Source organism: Rivihabitans pingtungensis, assembly GCF_003201855.1.
Classification (GTDB): Bacteria; Pseudomonadota; Gammaproteobacteria; order Burkholderiales; family Aquaspirillaceae; genus Rivihabitans; species Rivihabitans pingtungensis.
In genome coordinates, this window is record NZ_QJKI01000013.1 from 50,505 (window position 1) to 76,256 (window position 25,752).

General features: G+C 66.0%; 27 protein-coding genes. 7 read left to right on the plus strand and 20 right to left on the minus strand.

The genetic code is table 11. The annotated features are described in order from the left end of the window. Positions 1-37: 37 nt before the first annotated feature. Both bioF and bioB read right to left on the minus strand, forming a co-directional pair. Positions 38-1,195 (minus strand): 8-amino-7-oxononanoate synthase, encoded by a 1,158-nt coding sequence (gene bioF, locus DFR34_RS10555; protein WP_110391118.1) that lies wholly within the window; start codon positions 1,193-1,195, stop codon positions 38-40. A 1-nt stretch (position 1,196) separates the two neighbouring features. After that, entirely contained in the window at positions 1,197-2,183 is a 987-nt protein-coding gene (gene bioB, locus DFR34_RS10560; protein WP_110391119.1) for a biotin synthase BioB, read from the minus strand. A gap of 74 nt (positions 2,184-2,257) precedes the next feature. On the opposite strand from bioB, the gene DFR34_RS10565 reads away from it, so the two are divergent. From DFR34_RS10565 to DFR34_RS17770, 3 genes are all read left to right on the plus strand, one after another. Next, positions 2,258-2,962 carry a ComFC family protein gene (locus tag DFR34_RS10565; RefSeq protein WP_110391120.1) on the plus strand — a complete coding sequence of 235 codons (705 nt, stop codon included), beginning with the start codon at positions 2,258-2,260 and terminating at the stop codon, positions 2,960-2,962. Positions 2,963-3,014: 52 nt separating this feature from the next. After that, positions 3,015-3,479 (plus strand): tRNA (cytidine(34)-2'-O)-methyltransferase, encoded by a 465-nt coding sequence (locus tag DFR34_RS10570; RefSeq protein ID WP_110391121.1) that lies wholly within the window; start codon positions 3,015-3,017, stop codon positions 3,477-3,479. Between the two features lie 210 nt (positions 3,480-3,689). Beyond that, complete coding sequence (locus tag DFR34_RS17770) at positions 3,690-4,658, plus strand: septal ring lytic transglycosylase RlpA family protein (RefSeq protein WP_110391122.1); 969 nt, start codon at positions 3,690-3,692, stop codon at positions 4,656-4,658. Positions 4,659-4,756: 98 nt separating this feature from the next. Here the strand turns inward: DFR34_RS17770 and DFR34_RS10580 are convergent, their stop codons facing one another. The 8 genes from DFR34_RS10580 to DFR34_RS10615 all read right to left on the minus strand — a co-directional run bounded on the left by DFR34_RS10580 (position 4,757) and on the right by DFR34_RS10615 (position 10,759). Continuing rightward, a complete protein-coding gene (locus DFR34_RS10580; RefSeq protein WP_110391123.1) occupies positions 4,757-5,635 on the minus strand; it encodes a phosphoribosylaminoimidazolesuccinocarboxamide synthase in 879 nt (292 codons plus the stop codon). 137 nt (positions 5,636-5,772) lie between these two features. Further along, on the minus strand, positions 5,773-6,903 hold the full coding sequence (locus tag DFR34_RS10585; protein ID WP_110391124.1) for a 5-(carboxyamino)imidazole ribonucleotide synthase: 1,131 nt from the start codon (positions 6,901-6,903) through the stop codon (positions 5,773-5,775). Then, positions 6,903-7,391, minus strand: a complete 489-nt coding sequence (gene purE / locus DFR34_RS10590) for a 5-(carboxyamino)imidazole ribonucleotide mutase (protein WP_110391125.1) — start codon at positions 7,389-7,391, stop codon at positions 6,903-6,905. Before purE ends, DFR34_RS10585 begins: the two co-directional genes overlap by 1 nt. A 204-nt stretch (positions 7,392-7,595) precedes the next feature. Further along, positions 7,596-8,006, minus strand: a complete 411-nt coding sequence (gene dksA, locus DFR34_RS10595; protein WP_110391126.1) for an RNA polymerase-binding protein DksA — start codon at positions 8,004-8,006, stop codon at positions 7,596-7,598. Positions 8,007-8,236: 230 nt separating this feature from the next. After that, on the minus strand, positions 8,237-8,542 hold the full coding sequence (locus tag DFR34_RS10600) for a c-type cytochrome (RefSeq protein ID WP_110391127.1): 306 nt from the start codon (positions 8,540-8,542) through the stop codon (positions 8,237-8,239). A gap of 100 nt (positions 8,543-8,642) precedes the next feature. Beyond that, positions 8,643-9,224 carry a YggT family protein gene (locus tag DFR34_RS10605; RefSeq protein ID WP_110391128.1) on the minus strand — a complete coding sequence of 194 codons (582 nt, stop codon included), beginning with the start codon at positions 9,222-9,224 and terminating at the stop codon, positions 8,643-8,645. A 4-nt stretch (positions 9,225-9,228) separates the two neighbouring features. Then, the gene (gene proC, locus DFR34_RS10610; RefSeq protein WP_110391158.1) at positions 9,229-10,035 is read right to left on the minus strand and encodes a pyrroline-5-carboxylate reductase; all 807 of its coding nucleotides are present in this window, start codon (positions 10,033-10,035) and stop codon (positions 9,229-9,231) included. A 28-nt stretch (positions 10,036-10,063) separates the two neighbouring features. After that, positions 10,064-10,759, minus strand: coding sequence for a YggS family pyridoxal phosphate-dependent enzyme (locus DFR34_RS10615; RefSeq protein WP_110391129.1), 696 nt, complete (start codon positions 10,757-10,759; stop codon positions 10,064-10,066). A gap of 107 nt (positions 10,760-10,866) precedes the next feature. On the opposite strand from DFR34_RS10615, the gene DFR34_RS10620 reads away from it, so the two are divergent. Then, a complete protein-coding gene (locus tag DFR34_RS10620; protein ID WP_110391130.1) occupies positions 10,867-11,907 on the plus strand; it encodes a type IV pilus twitching motility protein PilT in 1,041 nt (346 codons plus the stop codon). Positions 11,908-11,921: 14 nt separating this feature from the next. Here DFR34_RS10620 and DFR34_RS10625 read toward each other — a convergent pair whose 3' ends face one another. Further along, positions 11,922-12,431 (minus strand): CNP1-like family protein, encoded by a 510-nt coding sequence (locus DFR34_RS10625; protein WP_158281795.1) that lies wholly within the window; start codon positions 12,429-12,431, stop codon positions 11,922-11,924. A gap of 32 nt (positions 12,432-12,463) precedes the next feature. Beyond that, a complete protein-coding gene (locus tag DFR34_RS10630) occupies positions 12,464-13,234 on the minus strand; it encodes an NRDE family protein (protein WP_110391132.1) in 771 nt (256 codons plus the stop codon). A gap of 55 nt (positions 13,235-13,289) precedes the next feature. Here DFR34_RS10630 and DFR34_RS10635 point away from each other — a divergent pair, with 55 nt between their 5' ends. After that, positions 13,290-13,520 carry a sulfurtransferase TusA family protein gene (locus DFR34_RS10635; RefSeq protein WP_110391133.1) on the plus strand — a complete coding sequence of 77 codons (231 nt, stop codon included), beginning with the start codon at positions 13,290-13,292 and terminating at the stop codon, positions 13,518-13,520. 84 nt (positions 13,521-13,604) lie between these two features. Beyond that, positions 13,605-14,645 (plus strand): dihydroorotase, encoded by a 1,041-nt coding sequence (gene pyrC, locus DFR34_RS10640; protein ID WP_110391134.1) that lies wholly within the window; start codon positions 13,605-13,607, stop codon positions 14,643-14,645. Between the two features lie 91 nt (positions 14,646-14,736). Here the strand turns inward: pyrC and prfA are convergent, their stop codons facing one another. From prfA to hemC, 8 genes are all read right to left on the minus strand, one after another. Next, positions 14,737-15,813, minus strand: coding sequence for a peptide chain release factor 1 (prfA, locus tag DFR34_RS10645; protein WP_110391135.1), 1,077 nt, complete (start codon positions 15,811-15,813; stop codon positions 14,737-14,739). Positions 15,814-15,955: 142 nt separating this feature from the next. Next, positions 15,956-17,206, minus strand: a complete 1,251-nt coding sequence (gene hemA, locus DFR34_RS10650) for a glutamyl-tRNA reductase (RefSeq protein WP_110391136.1) — start codon at positions 17,204-17,206, stop codon at positions 15,956-15,958. 150 nt (positions 17,207-17,356) lie between these two features. Continuing rightward, positions 17,357-18,271, minus strand: coding sequence for a methionyl-tRNA formyltransferase (gene fmt / locus DFR34_RS10655; protein WP_110391137.1), 915 nt, complete (start codon positions 18,269-18,271; stop codon positions 17,357-17,359). A 20-nt stretch (positions 18,272-18,291) separates the two neighbouring features. Continuing rightward, positions 18,292-18,798: a peptide deformylase gene (gene def / locus DFR34_RS10660; protein WP_110391138.1), complete on the minus strand. Its 507-nt coding sequence runs from the start codon at positions 18,796-18,798 to the stop codon at positions 18,292-18,294. Positions 18,799-18,934: 136 nt separating this feature from the next. After that, entirely contained in the window at positions 18,935-20,134 is a 1,200-nt protein-coding gene (locus DFR34_RS10665) for a heme biosynthesis HemY N-terminal domain-containing protein (protein ID WP_110391139.1), read from the minus strand. A 3-nt stretch (positions 20,135-20,137) separates the two neighbouring features. Further along, the gene (locus DFR34_RS10670) at positions 20,138-21,154 is read right to left on the minus strand and encodes a uroporphyrinogen-III C-methyltransferase (RefSeq protein ID WP_110391140.1); all 1,017 of its coding nucleotides are present in this window, start codon (positions 21,152-21,154) and stop codon (positions 20,138-20,140) included. Next, positions 21,151-21,927 carry a uroporphyrinogen-III synthase gene (locus tag DFR34_RS10675; protein ID WP_245906867.1) on the minus strand — a complete coding sequence of 259 codons (777 nt, stop codon included), beginning with the start codon at positions 21,925-21,927 and terminating at the stop codon, positions 21,151-21,153. The genes DFR34_RS10670 and DFR34_RS10675 overlap by 4 nt, the downstream gene beginning before the upstream one ends. After that, positions 21,924-22,844, minus strand: a complete 921-nt coding sequence (gene hemC, locus DFR34_RS10680) for a hydroxymethylbilane synthase (RefSeq protein WP_110391141.1) — start codon at positions 22,842-22,844, stop codon at positions 21,924-21,926. Before hemC ends, DFR34_RS10675 begins: the two co-directional genes overlap by 4 nt. Before the next feature lie 64 nt (positions 22,845-22,908). On the opposite strand from hemC, the gene ppc reads away from it, so the two are divergent. Then, positions 22,909-25,632 carry a phosphoenolpyruvate carboxylase gene (ppc, locus tag DFR34_RS10685; protein WP_308418010.1) on the plus strand — a complete coding sequence of 908 codons (2,724 nt, stop codon included), beginning with the start codon at positions 22,909-22,911 and terminating at the stop codon, positions 25,630-25,632. Positions 25,633-25,752 lie beyond the last annotated feature (120 nt).

Below are 25,752 nucleotides of genomic sequence, written 5' to 3' on the forward strand. Positions count from 1 at the left end.
TCGGGCAACGACGCCAGGAGGGTTTTGTTAGCCGCTCTTAGCTGGCGGCCAGCTCGCGCAGCGCATCCGCCAGCCGAACAATATCCTGCGGCTGGTGGGCGGCGGAGAGGGCAATGCGCAGCCGCGCCGAGCCGGGCGGCACAGTGGGCGGGCGAATGGCCGGCACCCAGATGCCGCGTGCGCGCAGCCCGGCCGACACCGCCAGCGCTTCGGCGTTGCCGCCAATCAGCAGCGGCTGAATCGGCGTGTCCGACGGCAGCAGGGTCCACGGCAAGCCCGCCAGTTGGTGCTTGAGCTCGGCCATGCGGGCACGCAGCGCGGCGCGGCGCTCGGGCTCGTCGGCCATCAGTCGCAGGCTGGCCTGTACGGTGTGCGCCAGCAGCGGCGAAGTGCTGGTGGTGAAGATAAACGGCCGCGCGCTGTTCACCAGCCAGTCAATCACCACGGCATGCGCCGCCACCGCCGCGCCGGCCACCCCGGCCGCCTTGCCCAGCGTCACCATCTGGATCAGCCGCTCGCTGTGCAAGCCGGCCTCGACCACACTGCCACGCCCCTCGCCCAGCACGCCAAAGCCGTGGGCGTCGTCCACATACAGCCAGGCGTCAAAGCGCTCGGCCAGCGCCAGCAGCGCCGCCAGCGGCGCGCAGTCGCCATCCATGCTGTACACCGCATCCACGGCAATCAGCTTGGTCGGCGCGGTGCTGGCCGCCAGCAGGCGCTCCAGCTGGGCCAGGTCATGGTGGGCAAAGCGTTTGAATTCGGCGCGCGACAACAGGCAGGCGTCGTTCAGCGAGGCGTGGTTCAGCCGGTCGGCAAACACCGCGTCGCCCCGGCCCACCAGGGCGGTGATCACCGCCAGATTGGCCTGATAGCCGCTGGAAAACAACAACGCCGCCGGCAGGCGCAGCCAGTCGGCCAGCGCCTGCTCCAGCGCGGCGTGGGCGGTGCTGTGCCCGGCCACCAGGTGCGAGGCGCCGCCGCCCACGCCCCAGCGCAAGGCGCCATCGCGGGCGGCGGCCACCAGCGCCGGGTGATTGGCCAGGCCCAGATAGTCATTGCTGGCAAAGGCCAAGTAGTCGCGGCCGTCGATGCTTACGTGCGGGCCTTGCGGGCTGTCCAGCACAGGGCAGCGCCGGCGGCGGTGGTCGCCGTCCAGCGCGGCCAGCTTGTCTTGCAGTTGCGCGATCAGCCGCATATCACAGCGGCAACAGATCGAGCTTGCTCATCAGCGCGCGGTCGCGGTCCACTTCCGGGTTGCCGGTGGTCAGCAGCTTGTCGCCGTAAAAAATCGAATTGGCCCCAGCCATAAAGCACAGCGCCTGCACCGCTTCCGGCATGTCGCGGCGGCCGGCGGACAGGCGGATATAGCTGTGCGGCAGGGTCAGCCGGGCCACGGCGATGGTGCGCACAAATTCGGTCCAGTCCAGCGCGTCGGCGTCGTCCAGCGGCGTGCCTTCTACCTTCACCAGGCTGTTCATCGGCACCGATTCCGGTTGCGGGCTGAGGTTGGCCAGTTGGGCAATCAGGCCGGCGCGGTCGCGGCGGGTTTCTTTCATGCCGACAATGCCGCCACAGCACACGCTCAGCCCGGCGGCGCGCACCTTGCCCAGGGTGTCCAGGCGGTCTTGGTAGTCGCGGGTGGAGATAATGTCGGCGTATTTGTCCGGCGCGGTGTCCAGATTATGGTTGTAGTAATCCAGCCCGGCGTCTTTGAGCTTTTCGGCCTGGCCGTTTTGCAGCAGGCCAAAGGTGGCGCAGGTTTCCAGGCCCATGGCTTTCACTTCGCGGATCATCTCCAGCGTGGCGTCCAGGTCGGCGTCCTTGGGGCCGCGCCAGGCGGCGCCCATGCAAAAGCGGCCGGCGCCATTGTCTTTGGCGGCGCGCGCGGCGCTGAGCACCTCGTTCACCGTCATCATCGGCTGGTTTTCTACCGGGGTGTCGTGGTGGGCCGACTGCGGACAGTAGCCGCAGTCTTCCGGACAGCCGCCGGTCTTGATCGACACCAGGGTGGACAATTGAATGCGCTGCGGGTCGAAATGCTCGCGGTGCAGCGCGGCGGCGCGAAACACCAAATCCAGAAACGGCAGGCTGTACAGCGCCTCGATTTCGTCCACGGTCCAGGTGGCGGATTCCGGGTGCGGGGTGGGGCGGGCGTGAAAGGCAATCGGGGCAGAAGCGTTCATGAGCGGCTCGTGGCAAGATGACAAAAGCGTGGGCTGCCGGGTGGCAGCCGTCACCATGGTGGGAGCTTTGCCTGATGCTGTCAAATTTATACCGCTATTTTTTGAACAGCGCTGCCCGCCTCAGCCAGCATTGCGTGCTGTGCGGCGTCGGCGGCCAAGGTTGGCTGTGCCCGCCTTGCCGCGCCGACCTGCCCCGGCTGGCCGCTGGGCGCTGCCCGCGTTGCGCGACGCCGGGGCGGCAGGGCGCGCTGTGTGCCGCCTGTCGGCAGTCGCCGCCGCCGTGGCAGGCGCTGCATGTGGCGCATCCTTATGCCTGGCCGCTGGATGCGCTGTTGCATGCGTTCAAGTATCGCCAGCAACTGGCGCTGGCGCGACCCTTGGCCGAGCTGATGGCGGAAGGCGTCCGCCACGCGCCGCGCCCGGACTGGCTGGCGCCGATTCCGCTCAGCGCCGCGCGGCTGCGCGAGCGCGGGTTTAATCAAAGTGAGGAACTCGCCCGCCAGTTGGGTAAAATACTGCGGCTGCCTTGCCAGGCCGACACGCTGTTGCGCACGCGCGACACCCCGGCGCAGGCCGGGCTGAACCGCGCTGGCCGCTTGCACAATCTGGCCGGCGCCTTTGCCGTCAATCGGCCGGTCGAGGGCCGTTTTATCGTGCTGATCGACGATGTGAGCACCACCGGCGCCACACTGGCCGAGGCGGCGCAAAGCCTTGCCAGGCAAGGCGCGAGACGGGTCGAGGCCTGGGCGCTGATGAAGGCGTTGACACACGGCGCTTGACTAACTTGTTGATCCCGCGGAATAATCCGTCGCAACCAAAGTTTTTGACCAAATGTTTACAGTCGTTTTGTACCAGCCGGAGATTCCGCCCAACACCGGGAACGTGATTCGTTTATGTGCCAACACCGGCTGCGAGCTGCATTTGGTCAAGCCGCTTGGCTTTCCGCTGGACGACGCCAGAATGCGTCGCGCCGGCCTCGATTATCACGAGTTTGCCACCCTGGTGGTGCATGAAAGCTGGGCGGAGTGTGTGGCGGCCTTGGCCGGAAGGCGCATTTTCGCCGCCACCACACGGGGCGCTGTTCGCCCCGATCAGGCTGCGTTTCAACCGGACGACGTCTTGTTGTTCGGCCCGGAAACCCGGGGCCTGCCCACCGACGTGCTGGCGGGCATCCCGCCGGAACGCTGCCTGCGCCTGCCGATGCGACCGGACAACCGCAGCATGAATCTGTCCAACGCCGTGGCCGTCACCGTCTTTGAAGCGTGGCGGCAACACGGATTCGCCGGCGGCGTGTAACCGCGCCGACCTCTCTTTACAGGTCCAGGATGTGCTTTACAGACGCGCCATCGCGACAGGCGCGCGCTGCGTCACACCCTGCGTGCGCCCGAGCGCGACATGGCCTGGCTTCCCTGGCGACATCCCGCAGTGGATGTCGGGACGCCGTTTCTTCTGGCTGTGTCGTATCCCGAAGACGTGTTGGCACACAACAGCAAAAGGGAGCCCTAGATGCAATCTGTCCTCCGCTGGCTGTGGTTAGTGACCTTGACCGCCTTGCTGGTCGCCTGTTCGACGCCGAATCCGGCGTCTGTCAGTCACAAATCCACCTCTGGGTATAAGTCTGCCCGCACCACGGTCCCGGTGACCAAGGGCGGCGGCTATTATAAAGACGACGGTCCCGGAGACCGCCGCCTGCCCGACAACCCGGACGCCATTCCGGACGCCGTGCCGGTCAATGAGCCCTTGCTCACCTCGGCCAATCGTCCGTATACGGTGATGGGCCAGACCTACATTCCGGAAAGCAACCAGTCCGCCTACCGCGCCCGCGGCAAGGCCTCTTGGTATGGCAAGAAGTTCCATGGCAAGCGCACCGCCTCTGGCGAGGCGTACGACATGTACGAAATGACCGCCGCCCACCCCACGCTGCCCATCCCCAGCTACGCCCGCATCACCAACACCAGCAATGGCCGTTCGGTGGTGGTGCGCATCAACGACCGTGGGCCGTTTCACTCGTCCCGGCTGATTGATCTGTCCTACGCCGCCGCCTACAAGCTGGGTTATGCCGGCAATGGCAGCGCCGAAGTGGTGGTCGAGCGGGTGCGTGCGGGTGATGTCGAGCCTACCGACAGCCCGGTGCGCCTGGCCAACGTCAACCCGCGTGATGACAGCGTGCGGGTGATGAACGCCAGCCTGACCGCGCCGATGTCCGGCATTGCCGACGTGGCGCGCGTGCCGCAACCGGCTGGCGCCGATGGCAGTGGCGTATGGCTGCAACTGGGCGCTTTTGGCACTGCGAGCAATGCCGAAAGCTTCCGTCAGCGCATGTTGTCGCTGGCGGCCAGCAACGACGTGGAAGGCCGCCTGGATGTGGTCAACCGCGATGGCTTGTACAAAGTGCGCATCGGCCCGTTCTCCACCATGGCGCGCGCGCGCGATGTGGCCGATCGTTTGAACGTGCAAACCGTGGTGATGCGCTAAGCGTTTTGCCGCTGTGCCATAAAAAAACCCGCACCTGAATCAGGTTGCGGGTTTTTTTATGGTTGCCAGGCGGGTTTTGTCAGCGCGCTTGGCGGCGCTTAGCCAGTCAGGCGCTCCAGCGCTTCACGATACTTGGCGGCGGTTTTTTCCCGCACATCCAGCGGCACAGCCGGCGCCGGCGGGGTTTTGTTCCAGCCCGAGGCTTCCAGCCAGTCGCGCACAAACTGCTTGTCGAACGACGGCGGGTTGCTGCCGGCCACATAGCTGTCCGCCGGCCAGAAGCGGCTGGAATCCGGGGTCAGCGCTTCGTCCATCAGCGTCAGCACGCCGTGCTCGTCGATGCCGAATTCAAACTTGGTGTCGCAGATGATGATGCCACGGCTGGCGGCGTATTCCGCCGCCGCCTTGTACAGGGCGATGGCGGTGTCGCGTACCTTGGCGGCCAGCTCGGCGCCGACGATTTCTTCGCAGCGGGCAAAGCTGATGTTTTCATCGTGGTCGCCCACCGCCGCCTTGGTGGACGGGGTGAAAATCGGCTCAGGCAGCTGGCTGGCTTCTTGTAAGCCGGCGGGCAGGGTGATGCCGCACACCGTGCCGGACTGCTGGTATTCCTTCCAGCCCGAACCGGCCAGATAACCGCGCACAATGGCTTCCACCGGCACCGGCGTCAGCCGCTTGGCCACCACGCCGCGGCCTTGCACCTGCGGCAAATCGGCCGCCGACACCAGATCTTCAGCGCGGTCGCCGGTCAGGTGGTTGGGCACCACGTCCTTGAGCTTGTCGAACCAGAAATTGGAAATGGCGGTGAGGATCTTGCCTTTTTCCGGGATGGGTTCGTCCAGAATCACGTCAAACGCCGACAGGCGGTCGGTGGCGATCATCAGCATGCGCTTATCGTCGATTTCGTACAGGTCGCGCACTTTGCCCGAATAGATTTTTTTCAGGCTGGTCAGTTGGGTGGTGGTGATGCCGGTCATGAGGGCCTCAATTCAAATTCAATGATGGGCAGGCGCGCCGCCCGCCCGGAAAAGCAAAATGCCCCTGGCTCGGCACGGCCGGTCTGGCGGACAGGCTGCCGCCAGGGGCGGGGGATGTCAACACACGCTCAGCGGCCTTACAGGGTTTCCTTCAAGGCGCGCGCCTGTTCCAGCGCGGCGTCCACGTCTGTGGCCAGCACGGTGTAGTGGCCCATCTTGCGGCCGGGGCGCGCGTGCTTTTTGCCGTACAGGTGCAGGTGGGCGTTGGGCGCTTCCATCAGCACGTTCCAGTTGGGCTCGCCGCCGTCGGCCTGCCAGACGTCGCCCAGCAGGTTCACCATCACCACTGGCGACAGCAGCTCCGTGCGGCCGGGCAGCAGGCCGCACATGGCGCGCACTTGCTGCTGGTACTGGTCGCTCACGCAGGCGTCGATGGTGTAGTGGCCGGAGTTGTGCGGGCGCGGGGCGATTTCGTTGATCACCAGGCTGTCGTCGGCCAGCACAAAAAACTCCACCGCCAGCACGCCCACGTAATCCAGCGCCTCGGCCAGTTGGCGAGCCATCTGTTGCGCTTGCGCGGCCAGGGCCGGCGCGATGCGCGCCGGCACGATGGATTCGTCCAGAATGCCGTTTTTGTGGATGTTTTCCGCCACCGGAAACACGCTGAGCTGCTCGGACGACACGCGGGTGACGATGGCCGAGACTTCCAGCTTGAGGTCGAGCATTTTTTCCAGCACACAGGCCTGGCCGCCCAGATTGGCGTAGGCGGCGCGGGCTTCGTCGGCGCTGTTCACCCGCACCTGGCCCTTGCCGTCGTAACCCAGCCGGGCGGTTTTCAGAATGCCGGGCAGGTAGGGGGCGAGCTCCACCTGGATGTCTTCCACGCTTTCGATGGCCAGATACGGCGCGGTGGGCAGGCCGGCCTTGTTCACCCAGGCTTTTTCGGCGATGCGGTCTTGCGCAATCGCCACGCAGTCGCCAGACGGCGACACGCGGGTGGTTTTGGCCAGCTCGCGCATGGCGTCGGCGTTGACGTTTTCGAATTCGGTGGTGATGGCCGCGCAGCTGGCGGCCAGGGTGCGCAGCGCCTCAGCGTCGTTGTAGGCGGCGCACAGGTGCACATCGGCAAACTCCGCCGCTGGCGCTTGCGCGTCGGGGTCGAGCACGGTCACCCGATACCCCATGCGCTTGGCGGCAGTGACAAACATGCGGCCCAGCTGGCCACCGCCCAGAATGCCCAGCATGGCCGGCGGCAGAATCGCCTGCATTACAGCACCTCCGGCAGGGTCATCGCCAGCACGGTGTCGGCCTGCTTCTGGCGGAAGGCCTTCAGCGCGGCGGCCAGTTCCGGCGATTGGTTGGCCAGCATGGCCACGGCAAACAGCGCGGCGTTGGCGGCGCCGGCCTCGCCAATGGCGAAGGTGGCCACCGGAATGCCTTTGGGCATTTGCACGATGGACAGCAGGGAATCTTCGCCGCGCAGGTATTTGGACGGCACCGGCACGCCCAGCACCGGAATGTGGGTTTTGGCCGCCAGCATGCCCGGCAGGTGGGCGGCGCCGCCGGCGCCGGCGATAATCGCCTGCAAGCCGCGCGCTTCGGCCGTTTCGGCGTATTCGAACAGCAAATCCGGGGTGCGGTGGGCGGAAACAACGCGGGTTTCAAAAGCAACGCCAAAGTCTTTCAGCACGCGCGCGGCGTTCTGCATGACTTCCCAGTCGCTGTTGCTCCCCATCACGACGCCAACTTGAATCATCGCAAGGCTCGGGCAGAAATGAACAATCCGCCATTTTAACCCAGTTTGCCGCCAGGGTGCGGACACTGCGCATATCCTTGCGATGGCGGGCGCCGGCTGAGTTTGTCAGATCAGAATGACGCCCAGACGCAACAACGCCCACCGCCACCCTGGCTGAACCGGGTGGGTAGGGTGGGCGCAAAACAGCGGCGAAAAACGGCCGTGTCAGTCTGCGTACTGCTTTTTCATCCGCTCGCGGCGCTCTTGCGCCTCGACCGACAGGCTGGCGGTCGGGCGCGCCAGCAGGCGCTTCAGACCAATCGGCTCGCCGGTGTCTTCGCAGTAGCCGTAGTCGCCAGCGTCGATTTTTTTCAGGGTGGACTGAATTTTCAGCAGCAGCTTGCGCTCGCGGTCGCGGGTGCGCAGCTCCAGCGCGTATTCTTCTTCCAGCGTGGCGCGGTCAGCCGGATCCGGCGTGGCTTCCTGCTCTTGCAGATGGCTGGTGGTGGCGTTGGCGTTGCTCAGCAGTTCTTGCTGCATCTGCAGCAGACGATCCTTGAAAAACTCCAGATGGTCGGCGTTCATGTAGTCGTCGCCGTCGTAGTTCAGGATGTCCTGTTCGGTCAATTTGGCCATGGCGGTGTCCTGCTAAGAAGAGGGTGGGCAAACGGGCAGGAAGGTTAAGGACTTTGCCGGGGAAATGCAAATTTTCGCTGTCATTGGCGCAGCGGGCGGCAAGCGGCGGCGCATTCTGGCCATGTCGCAAAAGGCGCGAACAGCCAAGCTAAAAGGCAAAATGGGGCAGGAAAGGGACACATCGCGCGCGGATGGGCGCTATTGCGGCCCATCCGCGGATCAACCGCGTCTTACAGCGACAGAATCCACTTCACCAGCGTCTTGACGTCGGCGTCGCTGACTTGAGCATTAGCCGGCATCGGGATCTGGCCCCAAGCGCCCACGCCGCCCTTTTTCACTTTTTCGGCCAGCTTGGCTTCAGCCGTCTTGTCGCCCTTGTACTTGGCGGCGATTTCCTTGTAAGCCGGGCCCACCACCTTTTTGTCCACAGCGTGACAGGACAGGCAGTTGTTCTTCTGAGCCAGGGCTTGGTTGGCGAAAGCCGGGGCAGAGGCCAAGAGAGCCAGGGCAGCAGCGGAAACGAGCAGCTTTTTCATGATAGTCAAACTCCTAGGGGTGGATAGGGAGATCACACAGCTTTGTGCGCCCAGCAGCTTACTCCCATTTTCTGCCGCCGGGCGCCGACTCAGATCAAGATTACATCAACATTTGCATCTGGCTCAGCAGCAGCCATTCCAGTCGCGCCAGCGGAATGCCCACCAGCATTTGCAAAATCAGCAGCAACACCAGCGGGCCCAACTCCACCGCGCCGATGCGCAGGCGCTCGAACGGACGCAGATACGGCCGGGTGAGGCTGTCCAGAATCGGCGCCAGCGGGTTGTATGGGTTCACCCAGCTCAGAATGGCCTGCACCACCAAGGCACCCATCAGCAGGTAGAGCGAGAGCACAAACACCTTGAGCGTGGCCAGCAAGGCCAGCGCCAGCCAGCTTTGCGGCGCGGCAAAGTTATACGGAAACGGCGACAGCCACAGCAGAACCAGCGTGGAAATCAGCGTCACCAGCCAGGCCAGCAGCAGGGTGGCGCTGTCGTAGCCGCGCACGCTGGGCACAAGGCGGCGAATCGGAATCACCGCGAAGTTGGTCAGCGTGACGGTGAACTGCGCCAGCGGGTGCTTGAACGGCGCGCGCGCCACTTGCAGGTAAAAACGCAGCAGCAGGATCAGCGCAAAAAAATGGCTGACCGTGCCCAGCAAAAAACGCAGCATATCCAGCAGCATGATGTCAGTCCTGGCTCAGTTGCACGCCCAGCTCCACCGAACGGGCGCGGCAGGCGCGCGCCCCGCGCAGGATGGCCGACTTGAGCTCGCTGGCGTCAAAGCTGGCGATGGCCTGCTCGGTGGTGCCGCCCTTGGAGGTGACATTGGCGCGCAGGGTGGCAATGTCTTCGCCGCTATGCCGCGCCAGCGCCACCGCGCCCTCGAAGGTGCCCAGCGCCAGCTCGCGGGCGGTGGCGTCGTCAAAGCCCATTTGACGGGCGGCGTCGATCAGGCCTTCGATAAAATAAAACACATAGGCCGGGCCGCTGCCGGAAATCGCCGTGATGTCGTCGATGCCGGATTCTTCATCCAGCCACACTGTGCTGCCGGCTGCCGCCATGATGCGTTGGGCGGCGTCGCGGTCTTGCTCGTCCACCCCACGCGGCGCGTACAGGCCGGCCACGCCTTTGCCGATCATCGCCGGGGTGTTGGGCATGATGCGCACAATGCGCTCGTGGCCATCCAGCCAGCGCGACAGCGCCGACACGCCCACGCCCGCGGCAATCGACAGCACCAGCGCGCCATCCAGCCGGCTGGCCAGCCCGCCGCACACCTCGCGCAGCTGCTGCGGTTTGACCGCCAGCACCACAATCTGGCCGCTGCCAAAATACACCGGCAGCTGCTCCTGCGTGGTCACGCCAAACTGCTGGGCCAACTGTGCGCGCTTGTCGGCATTGGGCTCGACCACGCTGATCTGGCAGCCACGGGCCTTGGTCAGGCCGGCGATGATGGCGGTGGCCATATTGCCGCCGCCGATGAAAGTGATGTGCATCATGACAATGAATTCCGATGGGTGAAGGTCAGGCAGGGTGACGCGGCGTGCGGCCACCAAAAATGGCGGTGCCTACGCGCACCAGGGTCGAGCCACAGGCCACCGCCAGCTCCAGGTCGGCGGACATGCCCATCGACAGGGTGTCCAGCGCCAGGCCCTGTTCGGCCAGCTGCGTGCGCAGCTGTGGCAGCACGGCCAATTGTTCGCGCAGGCGCGGCAAGTCGTCGGTGGCCTCGGGAATGCACATCAGCCCGCGCAGGCGCAGGCGCGGCAGCGCCGCCACCGCCGCGGCCAGCGCCGGGATTTCTGCCGGGCTGACGCCGCTTTTGCTGGCCTCACCCGAGACATTCACCTGCAGGCAAACCTGCAAGTCCGGCATGTTTTGTGGGCGCTGTGCCGACAGCCGTTCGGCGATTTTCAGGCGGTCGATGGAATGCACCCAGTGCGCGCACTCGGCTACAGGCCGGGTTTTATTGCTTTGCAGCGGGCCGATGAAATGCCATTCCAGCCCCAATTCGGCCAGCTCGACGGCCTTGGTGGCCAGCTCCTGCACGTAATTTTCGCCAAAGCACTGCTGGCCAGCGGCGGCAGCTTCGCGCACCGCCTCGGCGGGAAAAGTCTTGCTCACCGCCAGCAGGCGCACCGAACCCGCCTCACGGCCGGCGGCGGCTTCTGCCTGCGCCAGCCGCTCGCGCGTGGCGCGCAGCGCTGATTCGATTGTCATGGTAAAGTCCCCTCCACTGGGGCGCAAGCCTGGTGCGCCCTTTCTGTGATCATGTTCCGCAACGTCAGGAATGATTGGCCAGGCCATTGAAGAAAGGTGCAGTATAAATGGAAATCCCCGATCTTCTCGCCTTTGCCCGCAGCCAGCACGCCTCTGACCTGCATCTGTCCGCCGGCCTGCCGCCACTGTTGCGCGTGCATGGCGACATCCGCCCGATTGCCCTGCCTGCGCTGTCTGCCGCCGAGGTGCGCGCCTTGCTGCATTCGATGATGGACGAAGGCCAGCGCCGCCAATATGCCGAAGCGCACGAGTGCGACTTTGCCCTGGCCTGGCCGGATAGCGGCCGTTGCCGGGTGAATGTATTCAGCCAGCAGCGTGGTCCGGCGGCGGCCATTCGTTTGATTCCCGAGCACGCCCCAGCGCTGGAACACCTGGGTGCGCCACCTGCCGTGTGTGCGCTGGATCGCCTGCCGCATGGCCTGGTGCTGGTGACCGGCGCAACGGGATCAGGCAAATCCACCACGCTGGCGGCGCTGCTGGCGCGCATCAATGCCCGGCGCGCTGCTCACATCCTGACCATCGAAGACCCGATCGAGTTCATCCACCCCTGCCAGCTCAGCGTGGTGCACCAGCGCGAAGTGGGCCGCCACACCCACGGCTTTGCCACTGCGCTGCGCGCCGCCTTGCGCGAAGACCCGGACGTGATCCTGCTGGGTGAAATGCGCGACGCCGACACTATGCGTCTGGCACTGACCGCTGCCGAAACCGGCCATCTGGTGCTGGCCACCCTGCACACCCAGTCGGCAGCGCAAGCGCCAGACCGGGTGATCAACAGCCTGCCCGCCGCCGAACGCGACATGGCGCGCGCCGTGCTGGCCGACTGCCTGCGCGCCGTGGTGGCGCAGACGCTGATCAAGACGGCTGATGGCGCTAGGCGGGTGGCGGCGTTTGAGGTGCTGTTGGCTAACCCGGCCGTGCGTCATCATCTGCGCGAGGGTGATGCCGCCCAACTGTACTCGGCGATGCAAACTGGCCAGGCGCAGGGCATGCAAACGCTGGATCACGCTTTGTTGGCGCTGTGCGGGCAAGGCGTGATCGACGCGGAGGCAGCCCGTGCACTGGCGCGTGATGCTGCCTTGTTTGCCTGAGGCTGATGCGGCGCTTAGCGTTGCTTCATGCGCCGGATGGCTTCGTTCACACTGGCCACCGGGCTGCGGTCCACGCACAGATAAAACTCTTCCAGCGCGCGCAGCACCGCCTGGCCAGATTCCAGCCGCCGCCACTGCGACGAGCGGGACGGCGCCCAGGTTTTATTGTCAGCGCCAATGGCGTAGCGCTTGTGCTCGCGGGTTTCGCAGCGCAGGCCGTCGTAAGTCAGCGTTTCCGCGCCGTCCGGGCTTTGCACGCGCACGGCAAAGCGCACCACACCGTCGTCGTCCATGCGCAAGGTGGCGGTGTCTACCGCGTGGCGGTTGCGGGTGGTGGGGCCGACTTCAAATTCTTGCCAGTGCTTGCCGTCCGGGTAGGCTGGCAGCTCGACGGTTTTTTCTTCCCAGGGTTTTTCGGTTTCCCAGACGTAATTCTGGTTAAACATGTCGTTGCGGTATTCAGCCTGAGCCAGCGGGCTCAGGACGGCGACGGCCAGCGCGGCCAGCAGGGAAAAACGCCTCACGGGGGTATCCTTCAACAAACAAATCATCAGGTTCAGCACGCGCGTGCACTGGCTTGCACGGCAAACGACAGCCGGCGCGAGCCTTGCGGCCGGCCGGCGTGGAATACCCGCTCGACCAGCACGCCACGCCCCTTGCTGCCCAGTGTCAGCACGGTGCTGGCGCGGGTGCCGTAATCGTCACCGGCAATAAACACCGGCGACAGGAATTTCTCCAGCGCCAGGCCCACGCCGGTATTGGGCAGGGCCTCTACCGGCGCTGGCGTGCGGTCGGCCAGCCAATCCAGCATCACCTCGTCGGCCGGCAAGCTGTGCATGGCGCTCATCCAGCCGCGCAGCCGCTCGCTCTTGGGCCACGGCGCATCCGGCAGGCCGTTGCTCAGCACATGCACACCGGGGCGCAGCCGGCTGAGCAGCGCGCGCGGGCTATGAAAACAATACAAATCGTTCAGGCAGCCAAACAGCAGATTAAACGGCGCATACTCGCCGCGCTGCGCCTGAAGCCAGCCGGCAAACTCGGCCGCCGGGCGGCTGTCTTGCAGCCAGGCTTGCACCAGCTCGCCGCGCGAGCGCCGGCCGGGCGTCCGGCTGCCGGTGCGCACATTGGTGACTGCCGCCACCCGGCCGGATTCGCTGACCGCCAGCCAACTGCCGCCGGCTTGTCCATCGCGCCCGCCCAGAATATGCGGGGCGTCTTCCCAGCGATCGATGGGCCGTGCCGGCCGCGCGTAATATTCATCGCGGTTGGCCAGCAATAACAGCGGCGTGCCGGGCAGATGTTGGTAAGCGATTCCGATCAGGCACATGGCAAGGCCGCTGGGCTAAAATAAGGTCTTTGCATTCTACCTGAGCCAGCGAGCCATGACTGCCGACAAAGACATCGACCTTTCCGGGCTGAACTGCCCCCTGCCCATCCTGCGCGCCAAAAAAGCCCTGGCTGACATGAGCTCTGGCCAGGTGCTGCGCGTCACCGCCACCGACCCCGGCGCACCGGGCGATTTTGCCGCCTTCTGTCGGCAAACCGGCAACACCCTGGAAGACAGCATCGTCACCGACGAGGGCAAGTTCGTCATGGTGCTGCGCCGCAAGTAAGCGACGCTGAGCATCCGCCGCGGCCCTGCGCCAGCGCCCGGATAAATGTTATAATGTAACAGTTTTCACCCGCAAAGCCCGACCATGACCGACACGCTTACCCTCACCCGCCCAGACGACTGGCACCTGCACCTGCGCGACGGCGCGGCGCTCACCGCCGTGCTGCCCGACACCGCCCGCCAGTTTGGCCGCGCCATCGTCATGCCCAACCTCAAGCCGCCGGTCACCACCGTCGCCGACGCCGAAGCCTACCGCGCCCGCATCCTGGCCGCGCTGCCGGCCGGCATGACTTTCGAGCCGCTGATGACGCTGTACCTGACCGACCGCACCACGCCGGATGAAATCGTCCGCGCCAAGGCCAGCGGCATCGTGCATGGCGTCAAACTCTACCCGCTGGGCGCCACCACCAATTCCGATTCGGGCGTCAGCTCGCTGGAACACTGCCTGCCGGTGCTGGAAAAAATGGCCGAAGTCGGCCTGCCCTTTCTGCTGCACGGCGAAGTCACCGACCCGGACATCGACATCTTCGACCGCGAAGCGGTGTTCATCGAACGCACCCTGGCCCCGCTGATTGCCCGCCTGCCCGAGCTGCGCGTGGTGCTGGAGCACATCACCACCGCCCAGGCCGCCGAATTTGTCGCCAGCGCCTCGGCCAATGTCGCCGCCACGCTGACCGCGCACCACCTGCTGATGAACCGCAACGCCATGCTGGTGGGCGGCATCCGCCCGCACCACTACTGCCTGCCGGTGCTCAAGCGCGAAACCCATCGCCAGGCACTGCTCAAGGCCGCCACCAGCGGCTCGGCCAAGTTCTTCCTGGGCACCGACAGCGCCCCGCACGCCCGCCACACCAAAGAAGCCGCCTGTGGCTGCGCCGGCATGTACACCGCCCACGCCGCGCTGGAGTTGTATGCCGAAGCCTTCGACTCGGTGGGGGCGCTGGACAAACTGGAAGCCTTCGCCAGCTTTAACGGCCCGGACTTCTACCGCCTGCCGCGCAACAGCGGCACGGTGACCCTGCGCCGGGAAAGCTGGACCGTGCCGGCCACCCTGGCCTATCTGGACGACGCCCCGCTGGTGCCGCTGCGCGCGGGCGAAACGCTGGACTGGAAGCTGCAAGGCTAAGCGCCGTATTTGGCTTGGTAAAAGACAACGCCCTGGCGGATTCGCCAGGGCGTTGTGCTGAGTGGTGCTTTGTTCAGTGGGCGCGGTCGCCTCACTCCCCCATTGCCGCCAGTTGTTCGGCCTGGTGTTCGGCGCTGAGCGCCTCGGTGAGTTCAAACAGGTCGCCGTCCATCACCTGATCGAGTTTGTACAGCGTCAGGTTGATGCGGTGGTCGGTCACCCGGCCCTGCGGGAAGTTATAGGTGCGGATGCGTTCCGAGCGGTCGCCCGAGCCCACCAGGCTTTTGCGGGTGGCGGCTTCTTTGGCCTGGCGTTCACGCAGTTGCACGTCCATGATGCGCGAGGCCAGCACGGCCAGGGCGCGGGCCTTGTTTTTGTGCTGGCTGCGGTCGTCCTGGCATTCCACCACAATACCGGTGGGCAGGTGGGTGACGCGCACGGCGGAGTCGGTTTTGTTGATGTGCTGGCCGCCGGCGCCGGAGGCGCGGAAGGTGTCGATGCGCAGTTCGGCCGGGTTGATGTTGACTGCTTCCACTTCGTCGGCTTCCGGCATCACCGCCACGGTGCAGGCCGAGGTGTGGATGCGGCCTTGCGTTTCGGTGGCGGGCACGCGCTGCACGCGGTGGCCGCCGGATTCGAATTTCAGCTTGGAATACGCGCCAAAGCCCACCAGCCGGGCGATAATTTCCTTATAGCCGCCCAGATCGGACTCGCTGGCGGAGACGATTTCCACCTGCCAGCGATTGCGTTCGGCAAAGCGCGAGTACATGCGGAACAAATCAGCAGCAAACAGCGCCGACTCATCGCCGCCGGTGCCGGCGCGGATTTCCAGAAAAATATTGCGTTCGTCGTTGGGGTCGCGCGGCAGCAGGAGTTTTTGCAGCGCCAGCTCCAGCTCGCCCAGGCGGACTTTGCCGTCTTCCAGCTCGGCTTGCGCCAGTTCGCGCATGTCCGGGTCGGCCAGCAGCTCTTCGGCGGCGCGCATATCGGCCTCGCACTGGCGAAATGCCTGGTATTGCTCGACCACCGGGGTCAGTTCGGCGTGTTCGCGGGTGAGCTTGCGAAACGACTCCATGTCGCGGGTGGCTTCTTCGGTGGACAGCAGGCGCGTCACTTCATCGAGCCGGTCAACCAGCTGATCCAGTTTGCTGGCAATCGAGGCTTTCATCGTCGGGTGTTCTTTCCGTGGCCCGCGCGTGTGCGGGCAGAGACAGACGGACAGCGGCGCCCAGGGTGCGCCAGTCGGCAAACCGGCAATTTTAATACGTTTAGGCGCGCTTGGTTTGATTTCGTGCGGGGCGGCCGCGTCGCTAGTCCGGCCGCAAGTTGTACAGCCGCGCCAGCGCGTCGGTCAGCTCGGCCTTGGCCTGGCCGTGGTGGCTGTTCAGCGCTTGCAGCGGCGGGTGCAGCAGCTTGTTGGTGAGCTGGCGGGAGAGAAACTCCAGCACGTCTTCCGGCGCTTCGCCCTTGTGCAGGCGTTTGGCGGCGGCTTCCAGCGCGTGGCGGCGCACGCGTTCGGCTTCGACTTGCAGCGCGCGGATCACCGGCACGGTGTCGCGGCCGGCCAGCCATTGGCTGAACTCGCGGGTTTTTTCCTGAATGATGCCTTCGGCGGTCTCGGCGGCGGCGCGGCGTTCTTCGCGGCCGGCGTCAACAATGGCGGCGATGTCGTCCACCGTGTACAAAAACACATCGGCCAGCTCGCCCACTTCGGCTTCAATGTCGCGCGGCACGGCCAGGTCCAGCATGAACATCGGCTTGTGTCGGCGCGCTTTCAGGGCTTTTTCCACCGCGCCCTTGCCCAGCACCGGCACCGGCGAGGCGGTGGAGGTCACCACCACGTCGTGCTGCGCCAGCTGGCTGGCCAAGTCCTGCAAGACAATCGCCCGGCCGCCAAACTCTTGCGCCAGGCGCTCGCCGCGTTCCAGCGTGCGGTTGGCCACGGTGATGCCGGCCGGTTGCTGGGCGGCAAAGTGGGTGGCCACCAGTTCGATCATCTCGCCCGCGCCGATGAACAGCACATTCAGCTCGCGGATGCTGGGGAAGATCTGCAAGGCCAGCTTGACGCCAGCGGCGGCCATCGACACCGAGTTGGCGCCAATCGCCGTCTGGCTGCGCACCGCCTTGGCGGCGGAGAAGGTTTTTTGAAAGAGCGTGTTCAGCAGCACGCCCAGCGCGCCGCATTGCTCGGCGGCGCGCACTGCGTCCTTGATCTGGCCAACGATCTGGGTTTCGCCCAGCACCATGGAGTCCAGCCCGGAGGCCACCCGAAAAGCGTGGCGGGCGGCGGCTTCGGCGTCCAGCAGATACAGATACGGCCGCAGGGTGTCCACGTCCAGGCCGCGATTGCGCGCCAGCCAGTGCAGCACGGCGTCGATGTTCTCGGCGCCAGCGTAGATTTCGGTGCGATTACAGGTGGACAGGATGGCCGCCTCGTGCGCGGCGCGCGAGTCGGTCAGGTCGCGCAGCGCGTCCGCCAGCTGCTCGGCCGGGAAAGCCAGCTGTTCGCGGATGGCGAGCGGGGCGGTGTGGTGGTTAAGACCAAGGGCGACCAGTTGCATGCGGATGAGCGGCGGAATCTGTCAGGAAGGGGGCATTTTACCCGAAGATGCGCCGCTGACCATGACTAGCATCATGTCCGTTTGTGTGGCTTGGCCTGGCTCGCAAACTCAGCACAGCGACCCTGGCGAGGCGCATTCTGTGAGAGCGTCTTACTCGCCCAGCCGCGCTGGCAGGCTGTGGCCGGCCAGAAACTCGCGCGCGGCTAGCCGTTTGCCGCCAGCGGCTTGCAGTTGGGTGGCCAGCAGCGCGCCGCTGCCGCAGGCAATGCGCACGCCGTCGGCGTCGGCTGCCAGCACCTCGCCCGGCGCACCGGCGCCGTCGGCCAGCTGGGCTTGCCAGATTTTCAGCGCCTCGCCCCCGGCCAGGGTGCTGGCGCCGGGGAAGGGGTTGAAGGCGCGGATTTTGCGGTGCAGCACTTCCGCCGGCAGCGACCAATCCAGCTGGGCTTCGGCCTTGCCGATTTTTTCGGCGTAGGTCACGCCCTCGGCCGGCTGCGGCTGCGGGCTCAGCGCGTCCAGCTGGGCCAGCGCCGCCACCATGGCTTGCGCACCTTGGGCGGCCAGGCGGTCGTGCAGGCTGCCGGTGCTGTCGTCGGCGTGGATGGGCTCGCGCACGGTCAGCAGCATGTCGCCGGTGTCCAGGCCGACGTCCATTTGCATGATGGTGACGCCGGTTTCTGCGTCGCCGGCCTCGATGGCGCGATGAATCGGCGCCGCGCCGCGCCAGCGCGGCAGCAGCGAGGCGTGGATGTTCAGGCAGCCGCGCGTGGGCATCTCCAGCACGGCTTTGGGCAGAATCAGCCCGTAGGCGGCCACCACCATCACTTCGGCGCCGACGGCGGCGATTTCCGCCTGGGCTTCGGCGGTTTTCAGCGTCAGCGGCTGGCTGACCGGCAGGCCGTGCGCCAGCGCTAGGGTTTTCACCGGGCTGGCTTTCAGCTTCATGCCGCGCCCGGCCGGGCGGTCGGGTTGGGTGAGCACCAGGGCGATGTCGTGGCCAGCGTCAATCAGCGCTTGCAGCGCGCTGGCGGCGAATTCCGGCGTGCCGGCAAAAATCAGTTTCATCGGGCGGCTCTCCTGCGCCCTTACAGGGTGCGCTTTTCCTGTTTTTTCAGTTTGGTGCGGATGCGGTTTTGCTTGAGCGGCGACAGGTATTCCACAAACACCTTGCCCTCCAGGTGGTCAAGCTCGTGTTGCAGGCACACCGCCAGCAGGCCATCGGCCTCAACGGTGAATGACTGGCCGTTGGCGTCCAGCGCGCGCACCGTCACCTGGCTGGCGCGCGGCACTTTATCGTAAACCGCCGGCACCGACAGGCAACCTTCTTCGCCGATTTCTTCTTGTTCCGAGCGGGCGATGATTTCCGGGTTGATAAACGCTTGCAGCTGGTTTTTTTCTTCAGACAGATCAATCACCACCACGCGCTCGTGCACATTCACCTGGGTGGCGGCCAGGCCGATGCCGTGGGCGGCGTACATGGTTTCGCCCATGTCGGCAATCAGGGTGCGGATGCGGTCATCCACCTGGGCCACCGGCTTGGCGCGGGTGTGCAGACGGGGGTCGGGGTAATGCAGGATATTGAGCAGGGCCATGGGTGTGTTCGAGAATAATGGGGGCGAGGCGCCCGGATGCGGCATTATAGCCCGACGCCGGATGGCGGCAAAAACTACGCGGCGGCCGGCAAACCGGCACGCCGCGCGTGCGAACAGCATCAGGCTATCGGTGGGTTTACACCTCCGCCAGCGCCAGCTCCAGGCAGGCGTCAAAGTGCCGGCGCGCTTCGTCGGCGCGGTCCAGCGCCTGCAATAGCCGCGCCAGTTCGGCGTGGGCGGCCAGGGTGGGCTGGATGGACAGGCTGGCCTCAAAATAGCTTTGCGCCTTGCCCCACAGCTTGCCGGCGCGGGCCAGGCGGCCCAGGGTCAGCAACAGCTGGGCGTCGCGGCTATGGCTGGGCAGCAGCGCCTCGCCCAGGCGCAGCAGTTCGATGCGGCGCGCCTCGCTGACTTGGTCGGCCAGTTCGCCCAGTTCGCTGACCAGCTCGCTGCTGTAGTCGTCTTCCAACAGGCCTTGCAGCAGGTGGGCGGCGTCGTCGGCTTGCTCCAGCTTGGCGTATTGCTGCGCCACCGCCAGCGCCAGGCTGGGGTTTTGCCGCTCTTGCGCCGGAATGCGCTGCCACCACTGGCGCAGCTCCTGGCCGTCGATCAGCTGCGGCAGCTGGTCGCGGTAGGCGGCCAGCCGGTAGCGGCGCGCTTGTTCGGCGCTGATGGCTTCGGATTTGAGCAGTTTTTCCGTCAGCGCCAGCACATGCTCGGGCGAGCTTTGCAGCTGGCGGATTTTCAGCTCCAGGCGCAGTGCGGCGGTGAGGTTGGGCGATTGCGCGCGCGCGGCTTCCACCGCCGCCAGCGCATCCACCGTGCGTTTTTCGTCCAGCAGCAGCTCGGCTTCCAGCATGCGGCGGGCCAGTTGCAGGCCATTGCCCAGGCTGTCCATGCGCGCCAGATAGCCATCGCGGCGGTCGTAGGCGCGCATGGCGTGGGCGGCGCGCGCCGCCAGCAGCAGCGCCACGCCTTGGTTTTCCGGGCTTTGTTCGTTTTCGCAGGCGCGCAGCGCCTCACGCTCGGCCTTCTGGAAGCGGCCTTCCGAGTACGCCAGCGACGATTGCACCAGCGCGTGGCGGGCAATGCGCAGCTTTTTGCGGCGCTGGAACACCGCCACTTCATGCGGCAGGTTCAGCGTGGCGGCCAGCAGGCGCAGCAGGCCATACGACACGGCAATCAGGCCCACCGCCAGCAGCAGGGTCATGTTCAGCGACAGCTCCACCCGGTAGGGCGGCACAAACACGATGGCGTAGCCGGTGTTGATCTGGGCAAACAAGGACAGACCCACCGCCAGGGCGAACAGGCCGACAATCCACAGCACAACTTTCATCACTTACTCCTGGGGACGGCCCTGCAAGGCGCGCACCGCCCGCAGGCTGGCGCTGATGTCGGGCACGCGCACGGACAGCTGGGTGGTCTTGATTTCATTGAGCGCGGCCAGCCAGACGCCCACTGCCGGCGCCTGGGTGTCAAAATACCCGCGCACATAGCGTTCGCTGGCGCTCAGGTCGGTGCGGAATGGCGCATCCTGGCGCTGCAACACCGCCACGCGCGCGCCCAGCAGACGCAGCTTGACGTTTTCGCGCAGCAAAAACGCCTGCTCGGGCGACAGCAGCAGCGCTTCGGGTTTGTCCATGCGCCGCACGCGAATCAGCTGGCCGATGTCGTCCAGCAATTGCTCGCCCAGGCGCTGCCAGGCCGGCACGCCCTGGTGGCTGGGCGCGGGCGTGGCGTCGGCCTGCTGGCGGGCGTGGTCGATCACCAAGGGCAGCGCGTCGATCTCGGCCGCCAGGCGATCCAGCTTGACGGTCAGGCCCACCACGTCCACCGCCGGGGCGGATTTCAGCTGGCCCAGATCCTGGCCCAGGGCCTTGCGCAGCGGGATGAATTGCGGGCGGTCCAGCTTGGCCAGCCGGGCGTCGATGGCTTCCAGCGTGCTGCTGGCGGCGGCGACATTGCCGGCCAGTTGCAATTGCTGCCCGGCCAGATTCAAGGCGTGTTCGATTTCGGCCAGCATCCAGTCTTCGCGGTTGCGCGACTGCTCTTGGTACAGGCTGTTCAGCGCGGCGGCCTGGCCGGCAAAATCGCCCACCTTGCCTTCCAGCGCGGCCAGCCGCGCGCTGTTTTCGCGAGCGGTTTTGTCGGCGTGCTCGGCGCGCGCCTGCACGTCCTTGCTCACGCCGCTGGCGGCGCCGGCTTTTTGCGTCAGCGTCTGTTGCAAAGCGTCCAGCGAGGCGCGGCTGTCCAGCCACAGGCCGCCGGCCGTGGCCAGGGCGGCCAGCGCCAGCAGCAGGGCGACGTTCAGTTTGCGGGCCGGGCGGGGAGGGGTGTACGGCGAGCTTGTAGTCATGGGCGGGTTTCAAACCATTCGCAAAGCGCGGCGACGAGGGCGTCGTTATCCGCTGCGGTAATCAGACAGCGCGAGGCGCCGCATTCGGCCAGGCGCTGGGCAATGCGCGGGTGAGGCGCCACGTAGAGCAAGGATTGTAACGTTGCCCGGCGCGACTCGCCACCCAGCATGAATAACCAGTCCACTGCTTCCGAGCTGGTCAGCGCCACGGCATCCACGCCGGGGCCGGCCAGGGCAGCGTCCACATGATGCCAATCCGGGCTGGCCGGCTGGCGGCGGTAGACGTCCAGCATGGTCACCTCGGCGCCGCGTTCGCTTAATTGCGCGGCCAGGCGCGGGCTACGCCCGCCGCTGCCCTTCACCAGGGCAATGCGTTGACCGTGCAAGGGCGCGGCCAGTTCCGGCAGCGCCGCCAGCGCGTCGGCGTCGCTGCGCCCTTGCGGGTGCAACACCGGCCGCTGGCTCAGTTCGCCCAGCCGGCGCGCGCTGGCGGCGCCCACCGTGGCCAGCGCCGGGCGCGCGCCCAGCCGGCCGGCCAGATGCGGCCACAGCAGTTCGATGGCAGTGGGCGACACAAAAATCGCCCGATCCGCCGCCAGGGTGACATCGGCCGCCGCGCGCAGGGTGGCGGCGTCGGCCGGCGCGATGTCGATCACCGGCAGGGCAATCGGCGTGGCGCCGGCGGCGGCCAGCTTGGCCATCAGCGCGCCGGCCTGGCCGGCCGGGCGGGTGACCACCACGCGCCGGCCGGCCAGCGGCTGAACCTGGCTCACAAATCCAGCGCGGCGATGATGTCGTCCGCGCCCTTGTCCAGCAGCTGCTTGGCCACGGCGCGGCCCAGCGCGTCGGCATAGCGCGCCGGGGCGTCGGCGCGGGCGGTGAGGAAGGTCTGGCCGTCCACGCTGGCGACAAAGCCGTTCAGGGTGAGCATGTCGCCGCGCTGCACGGCGTAGCCGCCCAGCGGCACCTGGCAGGAGCCATTCAGCGCGCGGCTCATGGCGCGTTCGGCGCGCACGCAGGCGGCGGTGACGGCGTCGTTCAGCGGCGCCAGCAGCGCGGCCAGCTCGGCGCGGCCTTCCAGAATCTCAATGCCCAGCGCGCCCTGGCCCACCGCCGGCAGGCTTTCTTGCGGGGCCAGCTCGATGCGGATGCGCTCGGACAAGCCCAGGCGCTTGAGGCCCGCCGCCGCCAGGATGATGGCGTCGAATTCGCCGTCGTCCAGCTTGCGCAGCCGGGTTTGCACATTGCCGCGCAGCGGGCGGATGGTCAGGTGCGGGTAGCGTGCGCGCAGTTGGCTTTCCCGGCGCAGGCTGGAGGTGCCCACCACGGCGCCGTCGGGCAAATCCGCCAGCGCGGCGTAGCGGTTGGAGACAAACGCATCGCGCGGATCTTCGCGGGTGCAGATGGCCGCCAGCTCGAAACCGTCGGGCAGGTTCATCGGCACGTCTTTCATGGAATGCACCGCCAGATCGGCGCGGCCTTCTTGCAGGGCGACTTCCAGTTCTTTAACGAACAGCCCTTTACCGCCGATTTTCGATAATGTTTTGTCCAGAATCTGGTCGCCCTGGGTGGTCATGCCCAGGATGCTCACGCTCAGGCCCGGATACAAGGCTTGCAGCCGCGCCTGGATGTGTTCCGCCTGCCACATGGCCAGCGCGCTCTCCCGGCTGGCAATGACAAGTTGCTTCATGGTGCTTTCCTAATGTAATTTGACAGAATTGTAACCGCTTCGCTTTTGAACACGGTATCCCGCCATGATGAACGAAACTGAAAAAGACTTGCCGCTGCGCCACGATCTGGCGCGACTGGACCGCCTGCTTGCCGAGATCGTCCGTGAACAAGAGGGCGAAGCGGTCTATCACGAGATGCGCACCATTCCGGTGGAGGCCCACGATCGCGTCGGCACGCCGGAATTATCCCGCCGGCTGGCCGAGCTGTCGCCCGCCGCCGCCGCCGCGCTGGTGCGCGCCTGTGGTTTTTATGCACAGCTTACCAATCTGGCCGAAGACCTGCACCACAACCGCCGTCGCCGCGCCCACCGCGCCGCTGGTTCGGCCCCGCAGCAAGGCAGCCTGGCGCTGGCGATTCAGCGCCTGAAGCACGACGCCGTGCCGTTTGCCGCGCTGGTGGATTTTTTTGAGCATGCGCAAATTTCGCCGGTGCTGACCGCCCACCCCACCGAGGTGCAGCGCCAAAGCGTGCTGGACGCGCACAAGGCCATCCGCAAGTTTCTCACCAAACTGGCCGATCCGTCGCTGGGGCGCGAAGACCGCGAAGAAATCGAGGCCAAGCTCAAGCGGGTGATTCTGGCGCTGTGGCAAACCTCGGAAATCCGCCCGTTCAAGCTCACCGTCAAAGACGAAATCGAAAACGGCGTGGCCTACCACCCGACCACGTTCTTTACTGCGCTGCCCAAGCTGTACGCCAGCCTGGAAGACGCCATCTCGCGCGAATGGGGCCAGCGGCTGACGCTGCCGAATTTCTTCCGTATTGGCAGCTGGATTGGCGGCGACCGCGACGGCAACCCGTTTGTCACCGCCGACGTCACCCTGTACGCCGCCCAGCGTCAGGCGGAAGTGGCGTTTGCCTGGTATGGCCGCGAGCTGGACCAGCTGTACCGCGAATTGTCGCTGTCGGCGCGCCGGGTGAAGGTGAGCGAGGCGCTGACCGCGCTGGCCAGCCACAGCCCCGACCACACCGAAAGCCGCCAGGAAGAGCCCTACCGCCGCGCGCTGGCCACCCTGCAAGCGCGGCTGACCGCCACCGCCCAGGCGCTGGACGTGCCGTTTGACGGCCGCTTTGCCAATACCGGCGCCACGGTGTACCACTCGCCCACCGAGCTGGCGCACGACTTGCAGGTGATTGCCGACTCGCTGTGCGCCCACGGCAGCCAGACGCTGGCTGCCGGCCGCCTGCGCGACGTGATTCGCGCGGTCGAGGTGTTTGGCTTCTCGCTGATGCCGCTGGACATGCGTCAGTTCTCGGGCATTTTTGAAGCCGTGGTGGCCGAGTTGTTCAGCCAGGCCGGCGCCGGGGATTATCTGGCCGCCGACGAAGCCGGCCGCCAGCAGATGCTGCTGGCCGAGCTGCAATCGCCGCGTCTGCTGTTCTCGCCCTTTGTCGACTACAGCGAGCAAACCAGCAAGGAGCTGGCGCTGTTCAACGCCGCCGCGCAGATTCAGACGCGCTTTGGCAAAAAAGCCCTGCCCAATTGCATTATCTCCAACTGCGCCAGCGCCAGCGACCTGCTGGAAGTGGCGCTGCTGCTGAAAGAAGCCGGCCTGCTGCGCGTGGTGGACGGCGAGCCGACCGCCACCGTCAATATCATTCCGCTGTTTGAAACCGTCGCCGACCTGGACGCCAGCGCCGGGGTGATGAGCGAGCTGTTCGCCCTGCCGTGGTATCGCACCCTGCTCAAGAGCCGCAAGGACACGCAAGAGGTGATGCTGGGCTATTCGGACAGCAATAAGGACGGCGGTTACTTCACCAGCCAGTGGGAGCTGTACCAGGCCGAGCGCCGCCTGGTGAAGGTGTTCGACGCCGCTGGCGTGCGCATGCGCCTGTTCCATGGTCGCGGCGGTTCGGTCGGCCGTGGCGGCGGCCCATCTTACGAGGCCATCATGGCGCAGCCGGCCGGCTCGGTGGCCGGGCAAATCCGCATCACCGAACAAGGCGAGGTGATTGGCGCCAAGTATTCCGACCCGGAAATCGGCCTGCGCAACCTGGAAGCCCTGCTGGCCGCCACGCTGGAAGCCAGCCTGAGCACGGTGCACGACACCCCGCCGGCCGAAGAAGCCACGCTGGGCGAATTGTCGCAGCGCGCCTTCCACGCCTACCGCTCGCTGGTGGAAACGCCGGGCTTTATTCAGTACTTCCTGGAAGCCACGCCGATCAATGAAATCGCCAAGCTCAACATCGGCAGCCGCCCGGCCTCGCGCAAGAGCCTGACCAGCATCAAAGACCTGCGCGCCATCCCCTGGGTGTTCTCCTGGGCGCAGGCGCGGGTGATGCTGCCGGGCTGGTACGGCGTGGGCAGCGCAGTGGCCGCCTATGTGGAAGAACACGGCGACGCTGGCCGCGACCGCCTGCGCGCGCTGTACCGCAATTCGGCGTTTTTCCAGGTGGCGCTGTCCAATATGGAGCAGGTGCTGGCCAAGAGCGATTTGCAGATTGCCGCCGGCTACGCCGCGCTGGTGTCCGACCAGAGCCTGGCCAAGCATATCTTTGGCCTGATCGAAGCCGAATGGCGACGCACCCGCGACGCCTTCACCCTGATCACCGGGCAAGCAGACCTGCTGGCCGACAACCCCTCGCTGGCGCGCAGCCTGGCCAACCGCCTGCCCTTCATGGATGCGCTGAACATCCTGCAAATCGAGCTGATCCGCCGCCTGCGCCAGACGCCAGACGCCGCCGATTTGCTGTACACCGCGCACCAGACCATCAACGGCATTGCCGCCGGCCTGCGCAACAGCGGCTAAGAGCTGCTCACAAGACCCTCCTGGCGTTGTTGCGCTTCTTGTAGTGTCTGTGGCCGCACGCTTAGCCGGGACCGCCGCACTGGGTTTTGTGAGCGACGCTAAGGCCCAAAAAAGCCGCGA